12 protein-coding genes are annotated in these 14,198 nt (G+C 75.9%); 2 read left to right on the top strand and 10 right to left on the bottom strand.

Going from position 1 to position 14,198, the window contains the following annotated elements; genetic code table 11:
• Positions 1–13: 13 nt before the first annotated feature.
• From ACI796_RS20400 to ACI796_RS20360, 9 genes are read right to left on the bottom strand one after another with little or no spacing between them, the layout of a single operon-like run.
• Positions 14–274 (bottom strand): acyl carrier protein, encoded by a 261-nt coding sequence (locus ACI796_RS20400; RefSeq protein WP_456943045.1) that lies wholly within the window; start codon positions 272–274, stop codon positions 14–16.
• Between the two features lie 36 nt (positions 275–310).
• Positions 311–1,540, bottom strand: coding sequence for a pyridoxal-dependent decarboxylase, exosortase A system-associated (locus tag ACI796_RS20395; RefSeq protein ID WP_456943044.1), 1,230 nt, complete (start codon positions 1,538–1,540; stop codon positions 311–313).
• Positions 1,537–3,126 carry an acyl-CoA ligase (AMP-forming), exosortase A system-associated gene (locus ACI796_RS20390; RefSeq protein ID WP_456943043.1) on the bottom strand — a complete coding sequence of 530 codons (1,590 nt, stop codon included), beginning with the start codon at positions 3,124–3,126 and terminating at the stop codon, positions 1,537–1,539. Before ACI796_RS20390 ends, ACI796_RS20395 begins: the two co-directional genes overlap by 4 nt.
• A gap of 10 nt (positions 3,127–3,136) precedes the next feature.
• Positions 3,137–3,991, bottom strand: coding sequence for a hypothetical protein (locus ACI796_RS20385; RefSeq protein WP_456943042.1), 855 nt, complete (start codon positions 3,989–3,991; stop codon positions 3,137–3,139).
• Entirely contained in the window at positions 3,988–4,968 is a 981-nt protein-coding gene (locus tag ACI796_RS20380) for a glycosyltransferase family 2 protein (RefSeq protein ID WP_456943041.1), read from the bottom strand. Before ACI796_RS20380 ends, ACI796_RS20385 begins: the two co-directional genes overlap by 4 nt.
• Positions 4,965–7,004, bottom strand: coding sequence for an O-antigen ligase family protein (locus tag ACI796_RS20375; protein ID WP_456943040.1), 2,040 nt, complete (start codon positions 7,002–7,004; stop codon positions 4,965–4,967). The genes ACI796_RS20380 and ACI796_RS20375 overlap by 4 nt, the downstream gene beginning before the upstream one ends.
• A complete protein-coding gene (locus ACI796_RS20370; RefSeq protein WP_456943039.1) occupies positions 6,994–7,758 on the bottom strand; it encodes a hypothetical protein in 765 nt (254 codons plus the stop codon). The genes ACI796_RS20375 and ACI796_RS20370 overlap by 11 nt, the downstream gene beginning before the upstream one ends.
• 3 nt (positions 7,759–7,761) lie before the next feature.
• Positions 7,762–9,000: a rhamnosyltransferase WsaF family glycosyltransferase gene (locus ACI796_RS20365; protein WP_456943038.1), complete on the bottom strand. Its 1,239-nt coding sequence runs from the start codon at positions 8,998–9,000 to the stop codon at positions 7,762–7,764.
• Positions 8,997–10,058 (bottom strand): glycosyltransferase family 2 protein, encoded by a 1,062-nt coding sequence (locus ACI796_RS20360; protein ID WP_456943037.1) that lies wholly within the window; start codon positions 10,056–10,058, stop codon positions 8,997–8,999. The genes ACI796_RS20365 and ACI796_RS20360 overlap by 4 nt, the downstream gene beginning before the upstream one ends.
• 345 nt (positions 10,059–10,403) lie before the next feature.
• On the opposite strand from ACI796_RS20360, the gene ACI796_RS20355 reads away from it, so the two are divergent.
• Complete coding sequence (locus ACI796_RS20355; protein ID WP_456943036.1) at positions 10,404–11,663, top strand: hypothetical protein; 1,260 nt, start codon at positions 10,404–10,406, stop codon at positions 11,661–11,663.
• 7 nt (positions 11,664–11,670) lie between these two features.
• Here ACI796_RS20355 and ACI796_RS20350 read toward each other — a convergent pair whose 3' ends face one another.
• Positions 11,671–12,375, bottom strand: coding sequence for a polysaccharide deacetylase family protein (locus ACI796_RS20350; protein WP_456943035.1), 705 nt, complete (start codon positions 12,373–12,375; stop codon positions 11,671–11,673).
• Positions 12,376–12,587: 212 nt separating this feature from the next.
• On the opposite strand from ACI796_RS20350, the gene ACI796_RS20345 reads away from it, so the two are divergent.
• Positions 12,588–14,120 (top strand): DUF4082 domain-containing protein, encoded by a 1,533-nt coding sequence (locus tag ACI796_RS20345; RefSeq protein WP_456943034.1) that lies wholly within the window; start codon positions 12,588–12,590, stop codon positions 14,118–14,120.
• Positions 14,121–14,198: the final 78 nt, after the last annotated feature.

Raw genomic sequence — 14,198 nt, 5'->3', positions numbered from 1 at the left:
CGGCCGGTCCGGGTCAGGAACGCCGGGCGGCGACGAACTCGGTCAGGCTGCCCAGGGTCTCGAAGACGTCGCCGGTCAGCTCGGTGTCGTCGACCTCGAGGCCGAACCGGTCCTCCAGTGCCGCGACCAGCTCGACGACGGCCATGGAGTCCAGCTCCGGCAGGCTGCCGAACAGCTCGGTGTCGGCGGTCAGCGAGCCGGCGCGGTCCTCGATGCCCAGGGTCTGGACCAGGACCTCGCGGACCTCGGCGAGGTCGGTGGACGTGTCGTTCATCGGTCTCCTTCTCGTGGGACGAACCCGGGGGACGGGCTAGACGAGCACCTCGGCCGCCGCGGGGTGGCCGAGGAAGGCGGTGGGGCTGGCGGTGAGGCCGTAGGCGCCGGCCTGGAAGACGACGACGAGGTCACCGACGCCGGTGCGCTCCGGGATCGACACGTCGTCGCCGAGCAGGTCCAGCGGCGTGCACAGGCAGCCGACGACGGTGGCCGTGCCGAGCGCCTCGTCGTCCATCCGGTTGCCGACGGCCAGCGGGTAGTTGCGCCGGATCACCTGGCCGAAGTTCCCGGAGGCGGCCAGCTGGTGGTGCATCCCGCCGTCGACGACGTGGTACCGCTTCCCGCGGGACTCCTTGGTGTCGACCACGCGGGTCACGTACACGCCGCACTCGCCGACGATGAACCGGCCGAGCTCCACGACGGTGCGCGCCTCCGGCAGGTGCTCGCGGACCGGGCCGTCGAGCAGCTCGTGCAGGTTGGCGCCGATCGCGGCGAGGTCCAGCGCCCGGTCCTTGGGGAAGTACGGGATGCCGAAGCCGCCGCCCAGGTTGAGGTACCGGACCGGGGTCGGCACCGACTCGGCCAGGCGGAGGACGAGCTCGACGGTCCGGCGCTGGGTCTCGCACAGGATGTCGGCGTTGAGGTTCTGCGACCCCCCGAAGACGTGGAAGCCCAGCAGGTCGACGTCGCGGTCGGCGAGCTCCTTGACCAGCAACGGCACCATCTCGGCGTCGACGCCGAACTGCTGCGGGCCCCCGCCCATCCGCATGCCCGAGCCCTTGACCGCGAAGTCGGGGTTGACCCGGATCGCGGCCCGCGGCCGGATGCCCAGCCGCTCCCCGGCGGCCAGCAGCCGCTGCGCCTCGCCGGCCGACTCCATCTCCACGGTGACCCCGGCGGCCACCGCCTGGGCCAGCTCGGCGTCGGTCTTGCCCGGCCCCGCGAAGCTCACGTGCGACGGGGGGACCGGCGTGTCGAGCGCGGTGCGCATCTCCAGGGCCGAGGCCACGTCGAGGGAGTCGACGAGCCCGGCCAGGTGCTGCACCACGGCCGGCATCGGGTTGGCCTTCACCGCGTAGCTCAGCTGCAGCGCGGGCGGGAGGGTCGCGCGCAGCAGCGCCACCCGCTCGGTCAGCAGCCGGCGGTCGTAGGCGAAGAACGGGGTGCTGCCGACCCGCTCGGCCAGCCGGCTGACCGGGATGCCGCCGACCGCCAGCTCGCCGTCGACCGTGCCGAAGGACCGGATGGTGTCCAGGCCGCTCACGCCGTGACCTCCTCGCGCAGCAGGGCGCGGTCGAACTTGCCGTTGGGGGAGCGGGGCAGCTCGTCGCGGACGACGATCCGGCGCGGGACCATGTACAGCGGCAGCTCGCGCTTGAGGGCGCTCATCAGCCCCTGCCCCTCGTCCTGCATGCCGGGGACGAGGCTGACCACGAGGACCACCGCCTGGCCCAGCGTCGCGTCGTCCACGCCGAGGGCCACCGCGTCGCGGACGAGGCCGGTGCCGTACGCGACCTCCTCGATCTCCGTGGGGCTCACCCGGTAGCCCGACGTCTTGATCATCTCGTCCTTGCGGCCGACGAAGTAGAGGAAGCCCTCCTCGTCGCGGACCACGGCGTCGCCGGAGAAGACGGCGAGCTCGGGCGCGGCCAGCCCGGGCGCCCCGCCCGGCAGCGGGCGGAAGCGGGCGGCGGTGCGCTCGGGGTCGTTCCAGTAGCCGAGCGCCACGAGCGCGCCGCGGTGCACCAGCTCGCCCTCCTCGCCGGGGGCGCACTCGGTCCCGTCGGGCCGCAGCACGAGGATCTCCGCGTTGGGGATGGCCTTGCCGATCGAGTCGGGACGCCGGTCCACCTCGGCGGGGTCGAGGTAGGTGGAGCGGAACGCCTCGGTCAGCCCGTACATGAGGAAGGGCCGCGCCGCGGGGAACAGCGCCCGCAGCCGGTCGAGGGTGGCCCGCGGCATGCGGCCGCCGGTGTTGGCGAAGTAGCGCAGCCGCCGCCCCGCCTCCTCCGGCCACTCCTGCGCGGCGATCTGGATCCACAGCGGCGGCACGCAGGTCAGCCCGGTGACCCCGTGCCGGACGCAGGCCCGGACGACGTCCTGCGGCATCAGGTAGTTGAGCAGCACGACGTGGGCGCCGACGCGGAATGCGGTCGTCAGCTGGCTGAAACCGGCGTCGAAGCTCAGCGGCAGCGCGGACAGGACGACGTCGTCGGCGGTGTTGCCGAGGTACTCGCTGACGCTCGCGGCCCCGACGAGCAGGTTGCGGTGGCTGAGCACCACGCCCTTGGGCCGCCCGGTGCTCCCGGACGTGTAGAGGACGGCGGCCACGTCGACGTCGACGGTCGGCCCCTCGGGGACGGCCGCCGGCGCGTCCGCCAGCAGCTCGTCCCAGGTGCCGACGGCGTGCGGCAGCCCATCGGCGTCCGCGGTGCCGCCCACGAGGACGACGTGCTCCAGGTCGCCGGTGGCGGCCAGCTCCCCGCGCAGCTGCTCGTAGCGCTGCGGCGTCGTGACCAGCACGCGGGCGCCGCTGTCGGCGAGGATGTGCCCCACCTGCCGGGCCCGCAGGAGCGGGTTGACCGGGACCAGCGCGCCCGCGGCCACCGAGGTGCCGAACAGGGCGGCCACGGTCTCCGGGCGCTTGTCGAGGTAGACCGCCACCCGGTCGCCCCGCCGGACGCCCAGCCGGCGCAGCCCGGCCCCGGCCGTCTCGACCAGGGACCACAGGGCCGCGTAGTCCAGGGTCGTGTCCCCGGCGCTGAGGGCCGGCGAGGACCCGTGCGACCGGGCCGAGTCCCGGACCAGGTGGTGCAGCCGGGTGGGCGTCGGTGCGGTGCTGGTGCTCATCGTGCCCTCCTCACCAGGGGACGCAGGTCAGTTCGCTGTACAGGTAGTCGATGCGCTCGGGGTCCGAGCGCAGGCCGCGGGTCATCTTGCGGCGGTTGGTGCCGACCCGGACCGACGGGAACGGCCGGGTGCCCACCATCCGGAGCTCGGCCAGCAGGACCAGCACCCGGTGGCGGACCAGCAGGTGCCGGGCGAACACCCGGATCCCGGACCGGAACAGGTCGAGGTCCCCGACGTACAGCAGGGAGGCGAACAGGGGCAGCCCCTTGCGCCGGTCGCGCCGGAACACGACGTAGCAGTGCCGGTCGCCGCGCGAGAGGACGACGTGGTGGGCGGCGGCCGCCTCGGTGTGGTGCTTGTAGAGCTCGAGGTCGGTCCCGCTGAGGACCTCGGCCACCGCGGCGCCGGTGCGCACCTGCCACCGCCCCGGGACGCTCGGGTGGGGCAGGCAGGGGACCAGGGCGGTGGCGGTGTCCAGGTGGGTGAACCCCAGCCGCTCGTTGAGCGGCACGACGTTGCCGCTGGGGGACAGGTCGAGGAAGGCGTAGCCGTCCTGGGCGAGGATCGCCTTGAGCAGGCGGATGCCCTGGAAGCGGTACCTCTCCTCCACGCACCACGCCCCGAGGTTGCAGATGCGCTCGGTCGAGCCGTCCAGCGTGCGCTCGGAGTAGAAGGCGAGGTGGGCGCCCACGACCTCGCCGTCGGCGTCGAGGAAGAACCCGTGGTTGGGCGACTCGACGGGCCAGGTCGGCAGCGCCACGCGCGCCCACTGCCCGGGACTGAGCGAGGAGTTCATCGACCGGTGCAGGAACTCCCCCACCCGGGGCAGGTCGGCCGCCTGGATGGGGCGCACCGTGACCGTCATCGGACCTCCAGCGTGTCGGACGGGGCCGGGCGAGCGCCGGCACGGCGGGGACGGGGGACGACGCTGTGCGGGCCCGGGGGCCGGCGCAGGCCGCGCAGGTCCAGCAGGGCGCGCACCGCGGCCCGGTTGGGCGGCCGGCGCAGCGGCAGGCGGGAGGCCTCGCGCAGCAGCAGCGCCGCCCAGAAGGCGGCGGCCGGCACCCGGCCGTGGCGGCGGCGGTGGAGCCGCACCCGGTTGGTCACCACCAGCGGCCAGAGGGCGGCGGAGGTGCTCGAGCCGCCCTCGAGGTGGACCGCGTGCGCCTCGGGGGTGAAGCGGGTGACGAAGCCCCGGTCCCGGGCGCGCAGGGCGAACTCGGTCTCCTCCGAGTAGAGGAAGAAGGACTCGTCCCACGGACCGGTGGCGCGGAGGCAGTCGCTGCTGATCAGCAGGGTGGAGCCCTCGGCCCAGTCGGTGACGCCGGGGCGGCGGTAGGGGGCCTCGGCGGTGACCGACTCGCCGAGCCGGCCGATCCGCCCCGCCCGCGTCGCGCCCAGCACGGCGTCGGCGAGGACCCGGTGCACCGCGGGCTCGCGGCGCAGCGAGTCGATGCGCCGTCCGTCGCCGTCGACGAGCAGCGGGACCGCGATGCCGGTGCCCGGCTGCCGGAGCGCGCGGACCAGCGCCGGCACGCAGCCCGGCTGCAGCCGGACGTCGGGATTGAGCACCAGCACGCAGGTGTGCGGCGGGGCAGCGGCGATCCCGGCGTTGATCCCGGCCGCGTAGCCACCGTTGCGGCCGGTGGCGACGACGGTGGCGTCGGGCCGGAGGCGGGAGGCGACGGCGACGCTGTCGTCGCTGGAGGCGTTGTCCACGACGACGAGGTGCCAGGGCAGGTCCCCGAGCCCGGCCGGCAGCGAGGCGACCAGGTCGGCCAGCAGCGGGGCGCTGTTGTAGGTCACCACGACGACCGCCACGGACTCCCGGTTCCCGCTCACGCGCCGGCCCCCACCGGCTCGGGCGTCCGGTGCCGGCCCGCGGCGGGTGCCGGTGCCGGCCGCGGCCGGCTCCCGACCGGGACCGCGGCCACGACGAGGCCGGCGAGCAGCGCCAGCAGTGCGACGCCGGCGGCCCCGGCGGCGGGGTGCACCGGCACCAGGGTCACCACCGGGCGCTGGACGTCGACGACGGTGACCGTGCCCGCGGAGGCGGGGTCCCGCCCCGGCTGCAGCCGGCGCAGCTCGTCGTCGACCTCCTGGACCAGCAGGTCCACGGTGTGCGTGGCCTCCTCCGGGGTGGCCGCCACCATGCCGACCCGCATGACGTCGCCGAAGCCGAGCACGTCGGTGTGCGGGCCCAGGCTGCCGGTGCCGATCGCGACGGTGTACTCGCCGGCCCCCGCCGCGGCCAGCCGGGTGCGGACCTGCGTGCTGTCGAGGCCGAACCGCAGCAGGTCGGTGACGCCGTCGGTGTCCACCCGCGCGTAGTAGATGTTCTGGCCCGGCTCCGGGGGCACGGCGATCGCCAGGGACGCCTCCGCGCTCCACGCCGGCTGGGCCGCGCGGACGGCGAGCAGGCCGACGGCACCCACGACCGCGGCCACGCCCAGCGCGACGAGCGTCTGCCACCGCCCGCGGGCCGGCCGCGGCGCGGGCGCCGGCCGGCCCAGGCGCCAGGTGGCGCCGACGGCACCGACGACCACGCTGAACACCCCCATGCACATCGGGAAGCTGAACCCGTCGAAGGTCGCGAACAGCAGCAGCGCCGCCACCAGCGCGGCGCCCAGGCTCAGCGGCAGCAGGTGGTCGGCCGCCGGCGGCCGGTGCGAGCCGCCGGCCTCTGCCGCACGGCGCAGGGCGACGGCGTGGGTGAGCGACAGCACCGCCGGTCCGGCGATGAGCAGGACGAGGGCGACCAGGCCGACGACGCCGGCCTCGATGAGCGTGCCCAGGTACTGGTTGTCGAGGATCCGGTAGATGCTCGGCAGGAAGGTGAACAGCCCCCGGCCGGAGACGGGCGACTCCGAGACGAAGTCGGCGACCGCGCCGTAGTCGGCGGTCCGGCCGGCGATGCTGATGTCCTGCTCGCCCGCGGTGAACAGGCTGCTGATCGTGCCGAGGAGCCCGGGGACCAGCGCCCGGACCACCACGCCGAGCGCGGCCACCGCGACCAGCAGCCACACGCGCTGCGGTCCGCGGGTCATGAGGAAGGCGAAGGCCAGCGCCACGCCGAGCCCGAGCATCCCCGAGCGGGCGACGGTGAGCGGCAGCGCGCCCGCGATCAGCAGCACCGGCAGCCAGGCCGTGACCGACCGCCCGCGGCGCAGCGCCTGGGCGAAGGCGAGCGGCAGCAGCATCGACATGACCGCGGCGTACTCGATCGAGTGCAGGGCGGTGCCGCTGACCCGGTTGAACCCCGACCGCTCGTAGAGCCCGCCGAGGTCGGTGTTCTGGGTCAGCCCCGGCACGTGCAGCACCGGGACGACGTCGATGCCGGTGAGGAACTGCAGCCCGCCGAGCAGGCCCAGCCCGGCGCCGAGCCAGACGAGCACGCGCAGGAACCGCTCGAGCCGCTCCCGCGTCCGCAGCCCGTCCATCACGGTGAGCGCGATCCCGATCCACGACGCGACCGCGATCAGCCCGCGCCACAGCGCGGTGAACTCCAGCTCGACCATCGGCCGCAGGCCCGCGGCGACGACCGAACCCGCGATCGACGCCGCGAACAGCAGGAGCAGCCAGTGCACGGGGGTGGGGCGCTCGGCGGCGGCCCCGGTGAGGCGGCGCAGCACCCACAGGCCCAGGGCGACGACGCCGACGATCGCCGCGGGCGTCCCCGGGGCGCCCAGCGGCCCGACGATGTAGACCGACGGGATCCCGACCAGGAGCACCGCGTAGAGGACGAGCACGGCCAGCGAGTCCGCCCTGCCGCCGGCCTCGGGGCCGGAGGCGGTCGTCCGGGAGGCGGCCGGGACCGCCGCGGACGCCCCGCGGGCGGTCAGCGTGCCGGTGCCGCCCCCCGGACGGTCACCGGCCATCGACCGACGAGATGCGTGCGAGACCCCTCGCCCGGGTCTCCCCGGTGTCGGGGACCGGCGGCAGCTGGCCCCGGTCCCCGCTGACACGCCGGGTGGGTCCGGTGTTCAGGCCCGTCCCCCCGTCGTGTGCCGCGGAGGCCGGGGCGAGTCGAGCCTCGCGGAGCCGGCGCCTCCGCTCCAGCACGCCGACGACGAGGAACAGCAGCAGCACCGCGGCGCCGGTGGCGGCGATCGCGTTGCGCAGGGGACCGGCGGAGCTGGGCACCGCCTGCGGGTCCTGGGTGAACGAGTGCAGGGTGACCCACGTGTTCTCGGGGGCCTCGCTCTCCCGCTGCAGGGCCTCCAGCTCGGCGCCCAGCTCGTCACCGAGGGCGGCCAGCACCCGGTCGACCGCCTGCGCGTCGGGCCCGGTGACGCTGGTCTGCACCACCGGGGCGCCGACCGCGGCGTCGAGGACCGCGGTGTAGGTCACGCCGGGCTCGGCGGCGGTCAGCTGCTCCACCGTCTCGCTGTCGCTGACCTTCGCGGCCAGCACGGAGGCGGTGATGGTGACGCCGTTGCCGAGGAAGAGCAGCGGGTTGCTCTCACCCGACTCGGTCTGCACCGGCGTGAGCAGCAGGTAGCTCGCCGTCCGGGTGTAGTCGGGCTCGCCGCGCTGGTACACGAAGGCGCCGGCGCCGAGCGCCAGCAGCAGGCCCGGGACGATCACCCACTTCCAGCGCACCACCATCCGGAAGAACTCGCCGATGCTCACGCCCTACCTCCCCGTTTCCCGGGTGAGCTGTCGCTCACCCGCACACACCTGCTCGATGACGTCGACGACCGTCCGCTCGGAGCGGTCCCAGGACAGCCCCGCCACGCTCGCGGCGACGTCCTGCGTCGACAGCGCCGCACGCCGGTCCACGGCCCGGCACAGCCCGTCCGCGATCCCGTCCGGCGTGGGGCGGGCCCACTCCACGAACGGGTTGTCGAGATCCGCGCGGGACCCGCGCCAGTCGTTCACCACCGGCAGAACGCCGGCCGCCAGCAGCTCGACGGCGATCAGCGAGATGTTGGTGAACGACAGCGCCAGCCCGGCCGCACACCGCTGGTAGAGCTCGTTGAGCTGCGCGGGCGTCCGGTGCGCGTGCACGTCGGCGGGGAACGGCAGCCGCCGGACCCGGGCGCCGAAGGTGTGGATCGGCACCTCCGGGCGCAGGCGGTGGAACCGCTCCAGGGCCAGGACCGCCAGCTCGTACCCGCGGCGGGGGGTGGTCGGCCGGCAGTAGAGGACCACGCCGTCGCGCGGGCCGTCGTCGCGGGCGCCGTACACCGCGGTGTCGCAGCCGAACTCGGCCACGGTGGGGGAGATGCCGAAGCGCTCGCGGAGCTCGTCGGCGACCATGTGGCCGACCGTGACCACCTGGAACCCGAAGCGGTAGGTGTCCTCGGCCAGCTCGTAGAGCGAGCCGCGCGGGTAGAAGTAGGGCTCGAAGTCCTGCACGAGGTAGAAGCGGTGCCCGGTGCCGCGACCGTGGCGGGCCAGGACGTGCGCGGTGTCCCAGGAGCTGGCGACGTACGCGTCCATGGCCGGCAGGCCGTCGGCCACGGAGCGGACCTCGGCGCGGACCCGCGGCCAGCGCGCGCGGATCATCGCCTCGTGCCGCTCCACCGGGCCGCCGCCGACGTCGTAGAGGTAGAGGACGCAGCGGTGCCCGGCCCGCTCCAGCGCCTCGACGAAGCGCAGCAGGGTGGTGTGCCCGCCCGAGGTCGGCCCCGGCGGGGTGATCACCCAGCCGACCTCCAGGGCGGTGCCGCGCGGGCGGACCGGGCCCGGCGGCGGGAGGACCACCCGCGCCGAGTCGACGACGTCGTCCGGGTGCATGCCGAGGTCGGCGCCGAGGGCGAGCCGCCGGGTGGCCGTGCGCACGGCACGCTCGGTGAGGCCCGCGGGGCCCTCGGCGCGCAGGGCCCGGACGGCCTTGCCGGCGAGGACCACGCCGTCCCGTGGGTTCACAGGCCCGTCCCTCGCCAGCGGCGGGCGTGCACCTCGCGCCGGGCCCGGTACACGAGCGCGGGCAGCAACAGGCCGGGCAGGTACCGCGCCCGCGCCGTCCCCGCGGCGACCGACCGCCGCAGCCGCGGCCCGTGCGGCAGCCGGTCGAGGTCCTCGACCTGACCGGCGGCGAAGGCCAGGTAGGCGTCGGTCACCGCGTCACCGGCCCAGCCGCGGACGTAGGCCTGGCACACCCGCGCCACCGCCTCGTCGGCGAGCGCGGTCCGCGCCAGCGCGAGCAGCCGGCGGTCCTCGCCGGGGTCGCCGAGGCCGTCCTCGAACAGCGTCGTGTACGCCTCGGCCCGCTCGTGCAGGTCCGTGACGACGTCGACGGCGCGCGCCGACCGGCTCGCCCCGTGCTCGCGGTGCCAGGCCTGGTCGGGGCCGCGGAGGTGGCCCACGTCGGCGGCCCGGGCGAGCCGCATCCACATCTCCATGTCGTGCGTGTGCGCCAGCTCGCGCTGGCCGCCGACCTCGCGGACGACGTCCATGCGCATGAGGACCTCGGGCGAGGTGATGCAGTTGACGCCCAGCCGGCAGCGCAGCTCCAGCCACCGCGGACCGGACCAGACGGTCCAGCCGCGCACCCGCGTGCGCGGGCGGGGCAGCGTCTCGCCCGAGAAGTGCAGCGGGGCGCCGTAGACCATGCCGACCTCGGGCCGGCTCTCGGCGAGCGCGGTGGCGCGGGCGAGCGAGCCGGGGGTGAGCGCGTCGTCGGCATCGAGCCGGACGAGGTACTCGCCGCCGGCCACGGCCAGCCCGTCGTTGAAGGTGGCGACCGGCCCGGCGTTGGAGCGGTGCGCGACCACCGTGACCCGCGGGTCCGCGGCGGCCAGCCGCCGCGCGACGGCGAGCGAGTCGTCCCGCGAGCAGTCGTCGACGACGACCACCTCGACCTCGACGCCCTCCTGGCTCAGCGCGCTGCCCACCGAGGTGGGCAGGTAGCGCGCGTAGTCGAAGCAGGGGACGACGACGCTGACCCTCGGTCGCCGGACGGGCGCCGCCGGGGGGTTGCGCACGCGTGCGAGCACCAGTCCGGGCGGGGGGACCGACCGGCCGGGGGCACGCCTGACCCCGGCCGTCACGACCTGGTCCCCGTGGCACACATGGGCGCGGAGTGTGCCAGTTGGGAGGGCGCAACAGGGGAGTTCCGGTGACGGGTGAAGCCGGAACCCCCACAACGAGTGGTTCTCCGCGGTTCCGGGACCATCTCCGGCTGCCGAGGGGGGAGGCGCGCGGCCGGACCGGGACCGCCGGTGCGGACGTGGTGCTCCGTGACGCTCCTGTGACCTGAGTGGAGTCCTGTGGCGCCCGGACCGATTTCTCCTGGTACTCGGCCGGTCACTCGGCGCTACGTTCCCGCGGTGCCGAGAGCCCGCTCCCCCCGGAGCCGTCCCGCCCGCCGTGCCGGCAGCCGCCGCCTGGTCGCCCTCGTGCTCGTCTGCGCCGCGCTGCTGACCGGCGCCTCGCTGCTGCAGGTGGCCAGGTCGTCGGTGCCCGTCACCGAGACCACGGAGGCGGGCTCGTGGTCGTCCTCCTGGTCGGCGTGGTGGCAGCGGCTCGTCTCCCGCGACCAGCACGGCGCCAGCCGGGGCCAGCGGACCGAGGCGTCCCGCTCCTCGACCGCCCCCTCCCGGCCGCCGGCGACGTCCCCGGGCGGGACGACCACCCCGTCCGCCCCGGCGCCGGTGCCGACGACCCCGGCGCCGACGACCCCGGTGCCCACGACGACGGTCCCGACGACCCCGGCCCCCACCGGCAGCGCGTCCCCGTCCACCCCGGCCACGCCGCCGCGGACGACGACGCCGCAGCCGGCGCCCTCGACGGCGACCGGCCCCGTCCCGAACCCCGCCAACACCGGCGTCCCGGCCGGGTGGACGCCGGCCACCACGCGCACGACCGACCTGCACGTCACCACCCCCGGCGCCGTCGTCCAGGACGTCCGCCTGGTCGGCGCCGACCTGGTCATCGACGCCGACGACGTGACCGTCCGCCGGGTCGAGGTCCAGGGCGGCTCGATCACCAACGTGGCCGGCTCGCGGTGCCGCAACGGCCTGCTGCTCGAGGACGTGTCCGTGGTCCGGGCGCCGGGACAGGTGACCGGCGGGGACGCCCCCGCCGTCGGCGCCGGTGGCTACACCGCCCGCCGCGTCGAGATCGACGGACTCCCCGAGGGCTTCCGGGTGGCCGGCCGGAGCCTGGGCTGCGGCGCGGTCACCATCGAGGACTCCTTCGCCCGCATCACGTCCCCGGACCGCTGCGGCGACTGGCACGGCGACGCGCTGCAGGGCTACGACGGCCCGGCGCTCACCGTCCGGAACGTCACGCTGCACATGGTGGAGGCCGACGGCTGCTACGGCACCGCGCCGTTCTTCTACCCGGCCGGTCAGGGCAACACCTCGGTCGACGTCGACGGGCTGCTCGTCGCCGGCGGCGGCTACTCCTTCCGGCTGGGCATGCCGGGGTCGGTCCGCGGGCTGCGGATCGCCGACGGCGGCTACGGCTACGGGCCGGTCGCGGTGAGCTGCGCGGGCCTGACCGCCTGGGAGGCGCGGGTCGTGCCGATCGGTGCGGACTACCAGCCGACCGGCGCCGGCCGCAGCCAGTCCTGCACCGGCAGCTGACGCCCGGTCAGGGGGTCGACGTCGCCTGACCGCGGCGCCGGCCCTTGACCACCCGGGCCGCCAGGTCGCGGGCCCGCCGCCGGGGCTGCTGCGCCTCGGCGGCCAGCCGCGGCAGCCAGTCCCGGTCGACGCCCGGGCGCACGCTGGTCCGGGCCACCCGCCACCGGCGCAGGTCGGCCAGGCCGCCGTCGCTGGTGTAGACGCGCTCGTAGCCGGCCCGCCGCAGGTGCGCCAGCACCACCCGGTCGTAGCGGCCGAACGGGATGGCCGCCTCCGTGATCGGGTGGCCGGAGGCGTCGGCGAGCACCTCGGCGGAGCGGCGGAACTCCTCGTCGACCTCGTCCGGGCGCAGCCGGCGCCAGTCGCGGTGGCACCAGCCGTGCGTGCCGACCGGCATCCCGGCGGCGACGAGCTCGCGGACGCCGTCCACCCCGACCCGGCCGGGGCGCTCCAGCCAGCCCGCGCACGGGAAGAAGGCGGCGGTCAGTCCCCGCTCCACCAGCCGCGGCAGGGCGATGGTCACGTCGGACAGGAAGCCGTCGTCGACGGTGAGGACCACCGGCAGCCCGGCGGTGTCCAGCGAGTCGAGCAGCGTCTCGAACTCGTCGGTGGACACCCAGTAGTCCCGCTCCTCGGGGGTCACGTCGGGGGGCTCGGGCCCGATGCCGTGCACGTTGACGACCAGCAACGGGCCCTGCTCGACCGCGGTCATGAGGCCGGGGCGCTCCTGTCTCCGGATGGCGTCCGTGGATGCCCGGTGACTGTAGGTGAACGACGCCGTCCGGAGCACGAGAACGCCCGGCCCGTCACCGCTTCGGGGATAAGGTGCGCCACCCGCGTCGCGGGGACGGCCCGGCCGCGGGCGGGTCCCTGCCGCCGGACGACGCGACGAGCAGGGGGGCCGCCGTGCACGAGCGCACGACCGTGAGACCGCCGGAGCTGCGCCTCGTCCCGCCCGGTCCACCGGACCCGGGGCCGGGGCCGCGCCGCCGGTGGCTCGTCGTCGTCGGCGCCACCGCCGCCGTCCTGCTCGCGCTGGTGCTCGCGGTCGCGTGGACGGGCGACGACCCGGGCGGCACGGTGACCCCGGTCCGCCCGGCCACCCTCTTCCCGGACGGTCAGGGACCCGACTCCGACGTCGGGCACACCGACGGGCGCCCCGTCGAGCTCGGCATCCGCTTCACCGCGACGGTCGACGGCACGCTGACCGGCCTGCGCTTCTACCGCGCCGCGGGTGACGGCGCGGCGCACGCGGCCACCGTCTGGTCCTCGACGGGAGCGGTCCTCGGCGAGGCGACGTTCCCCTCCCGCGACACCCCCGGCTGGCAGGAGACCCCGCTGGACCGGCCGGTCCCGCTGACCGCCGGCGGCGTCTACGTGGCCAGCTACCACGCCGACGGCGGGTACGTGGCGTCGCTGGGCTGGTTCCGCCAGCCCCTCCCGGACCCCGGCCCGGTCGCCGTGGTGGCCGACGGCGGCGCCGGCGTCTTCCGCTACAGCGACGTGCCCGTGCTGCCCGACGGGACCTACGACGCGGCCAACTACTGGATCGACGTGCTGTTCGTCCCGGCCGGGCAGGCGACCGGCCCCGCCCCGGCCGACCCGGGCAGCCCGACGTCCGCGCCGGCGCCGGCCCCCACCGGCCCCGGCGCCTCCGGCCGCGCGGCGCCCGGCGAGGTCGGCTTCCGGGGGGACCGCGGCGACCTGACCGTCGTCGACGGCCCCGACAGCGCACCGCCGGGCACCTCGTGGCAGGACGGGACGCTCGTCGTGCTCGGGGACGAGGTGACGCTGGACCACGTCTGGGTCCGCGGCAGCGTCGTGCTCCCGGGACCGGGCGTCCTCACGATCACCGACAGTGTGGTCGAGGCCAACGGGGCGGCCTGGTCGGTGGTCCTCGCCGAGGACGCCGCCGGCGAGCTGCGGATCAGCGACTCGACGATCGTCTGGCCGGAGGACGTGCCGTCGCCGGCCGGCGACTGGGGCAACGGCGCGGTGCACGGCAACGCGCAGATGGTGCTGCTGCGCAACGACATCTCCGGGACGCCCGACGGCATCCAGCAGGGCACCGGCAGCAGCCGGTTCGAGGAGAACGTCGTCCACGACCTGCGCAGCCTGCCCGGCAGCCACAACGACGGCATCCAGCTCTACGGCGGCGACGACGTCGTCGTCCGGGGCAACCACATCGTCCTCGACGGGCCGGCCGAGAACCAGAACGCCGCGGTCTTCCTCAGCGACGACGGCGGCGGCTTCACCGCACCGGTCGTGGCCGACAACTACCTGGTGGGCGGCGGGTTCGTGCTGCGCCTGGAGGCCGGGTGCGTCGGTGCCGACGTGACCGGCAACGACTTCGGACCGCTGGACGGCTACGGCGAGGTCGACGTCGCGCCCGGGGCGTCGGTGGACGCCTGGGAGGACAACGTCACGGCCGACGGCTCGGTGCTGCCCCGACCCTGACCGCCGCCGTCGGCCGGACCACCCGGTGGGGTGGTCTGCGAGAAGGCGCGCGCGGAGGGGGCCCGCGAGGGGGCCCCC

Source organism: Geodermatophilus sp. SYSU D00525 (assembly GCF_054050475.1).
The sequence above is the reverse complement of the archived record's forward strand: the minus strand, read 5'-3'. Positions and strand labels throughout refer to the sequence as shown.

Excerpts from the sequence above, each read along its gene's own strand:
- ACI796_RS20375 (WP_456943040.1), bottom strand. The coding sequence starts at position 7,004 with ATGGCCGGTGACCGTCCGGGGGGCGGCACCGGCACGCTGACCGCCCGC.
- ACI796_RS20390 (WP_456943043.1), bottom strand. The coding sequence starts at position 3,126 with ATGAGCACCAGCACCGCACCGACGCCCACCCGGCTGCACCACCTGGTC.
- ACI796_RS20350 (WP_456943035.1), bottom strand. The coding sequence starts at position 12,375 with ATGACCGCGGTCGAGCAGGGCCCGTTGCTGGTCGTCAACGTGCACGGC.
- ACI796_RS20385 (WP_456943042.1), bottom strand. The coding sequence starts at position 3,991 with ATGACGGTCACGGTGCGCCCCATCCAGGCGGCCGACCTGCCCCGGGTG.
- ACI796_RS20400 (WP_456943045.1), bottom strand. The coding sequence starts at position 274 with ATGAACGACACGTCCACCGACCTCGCCGAGGTCCGCGAGGTCCTGGTC.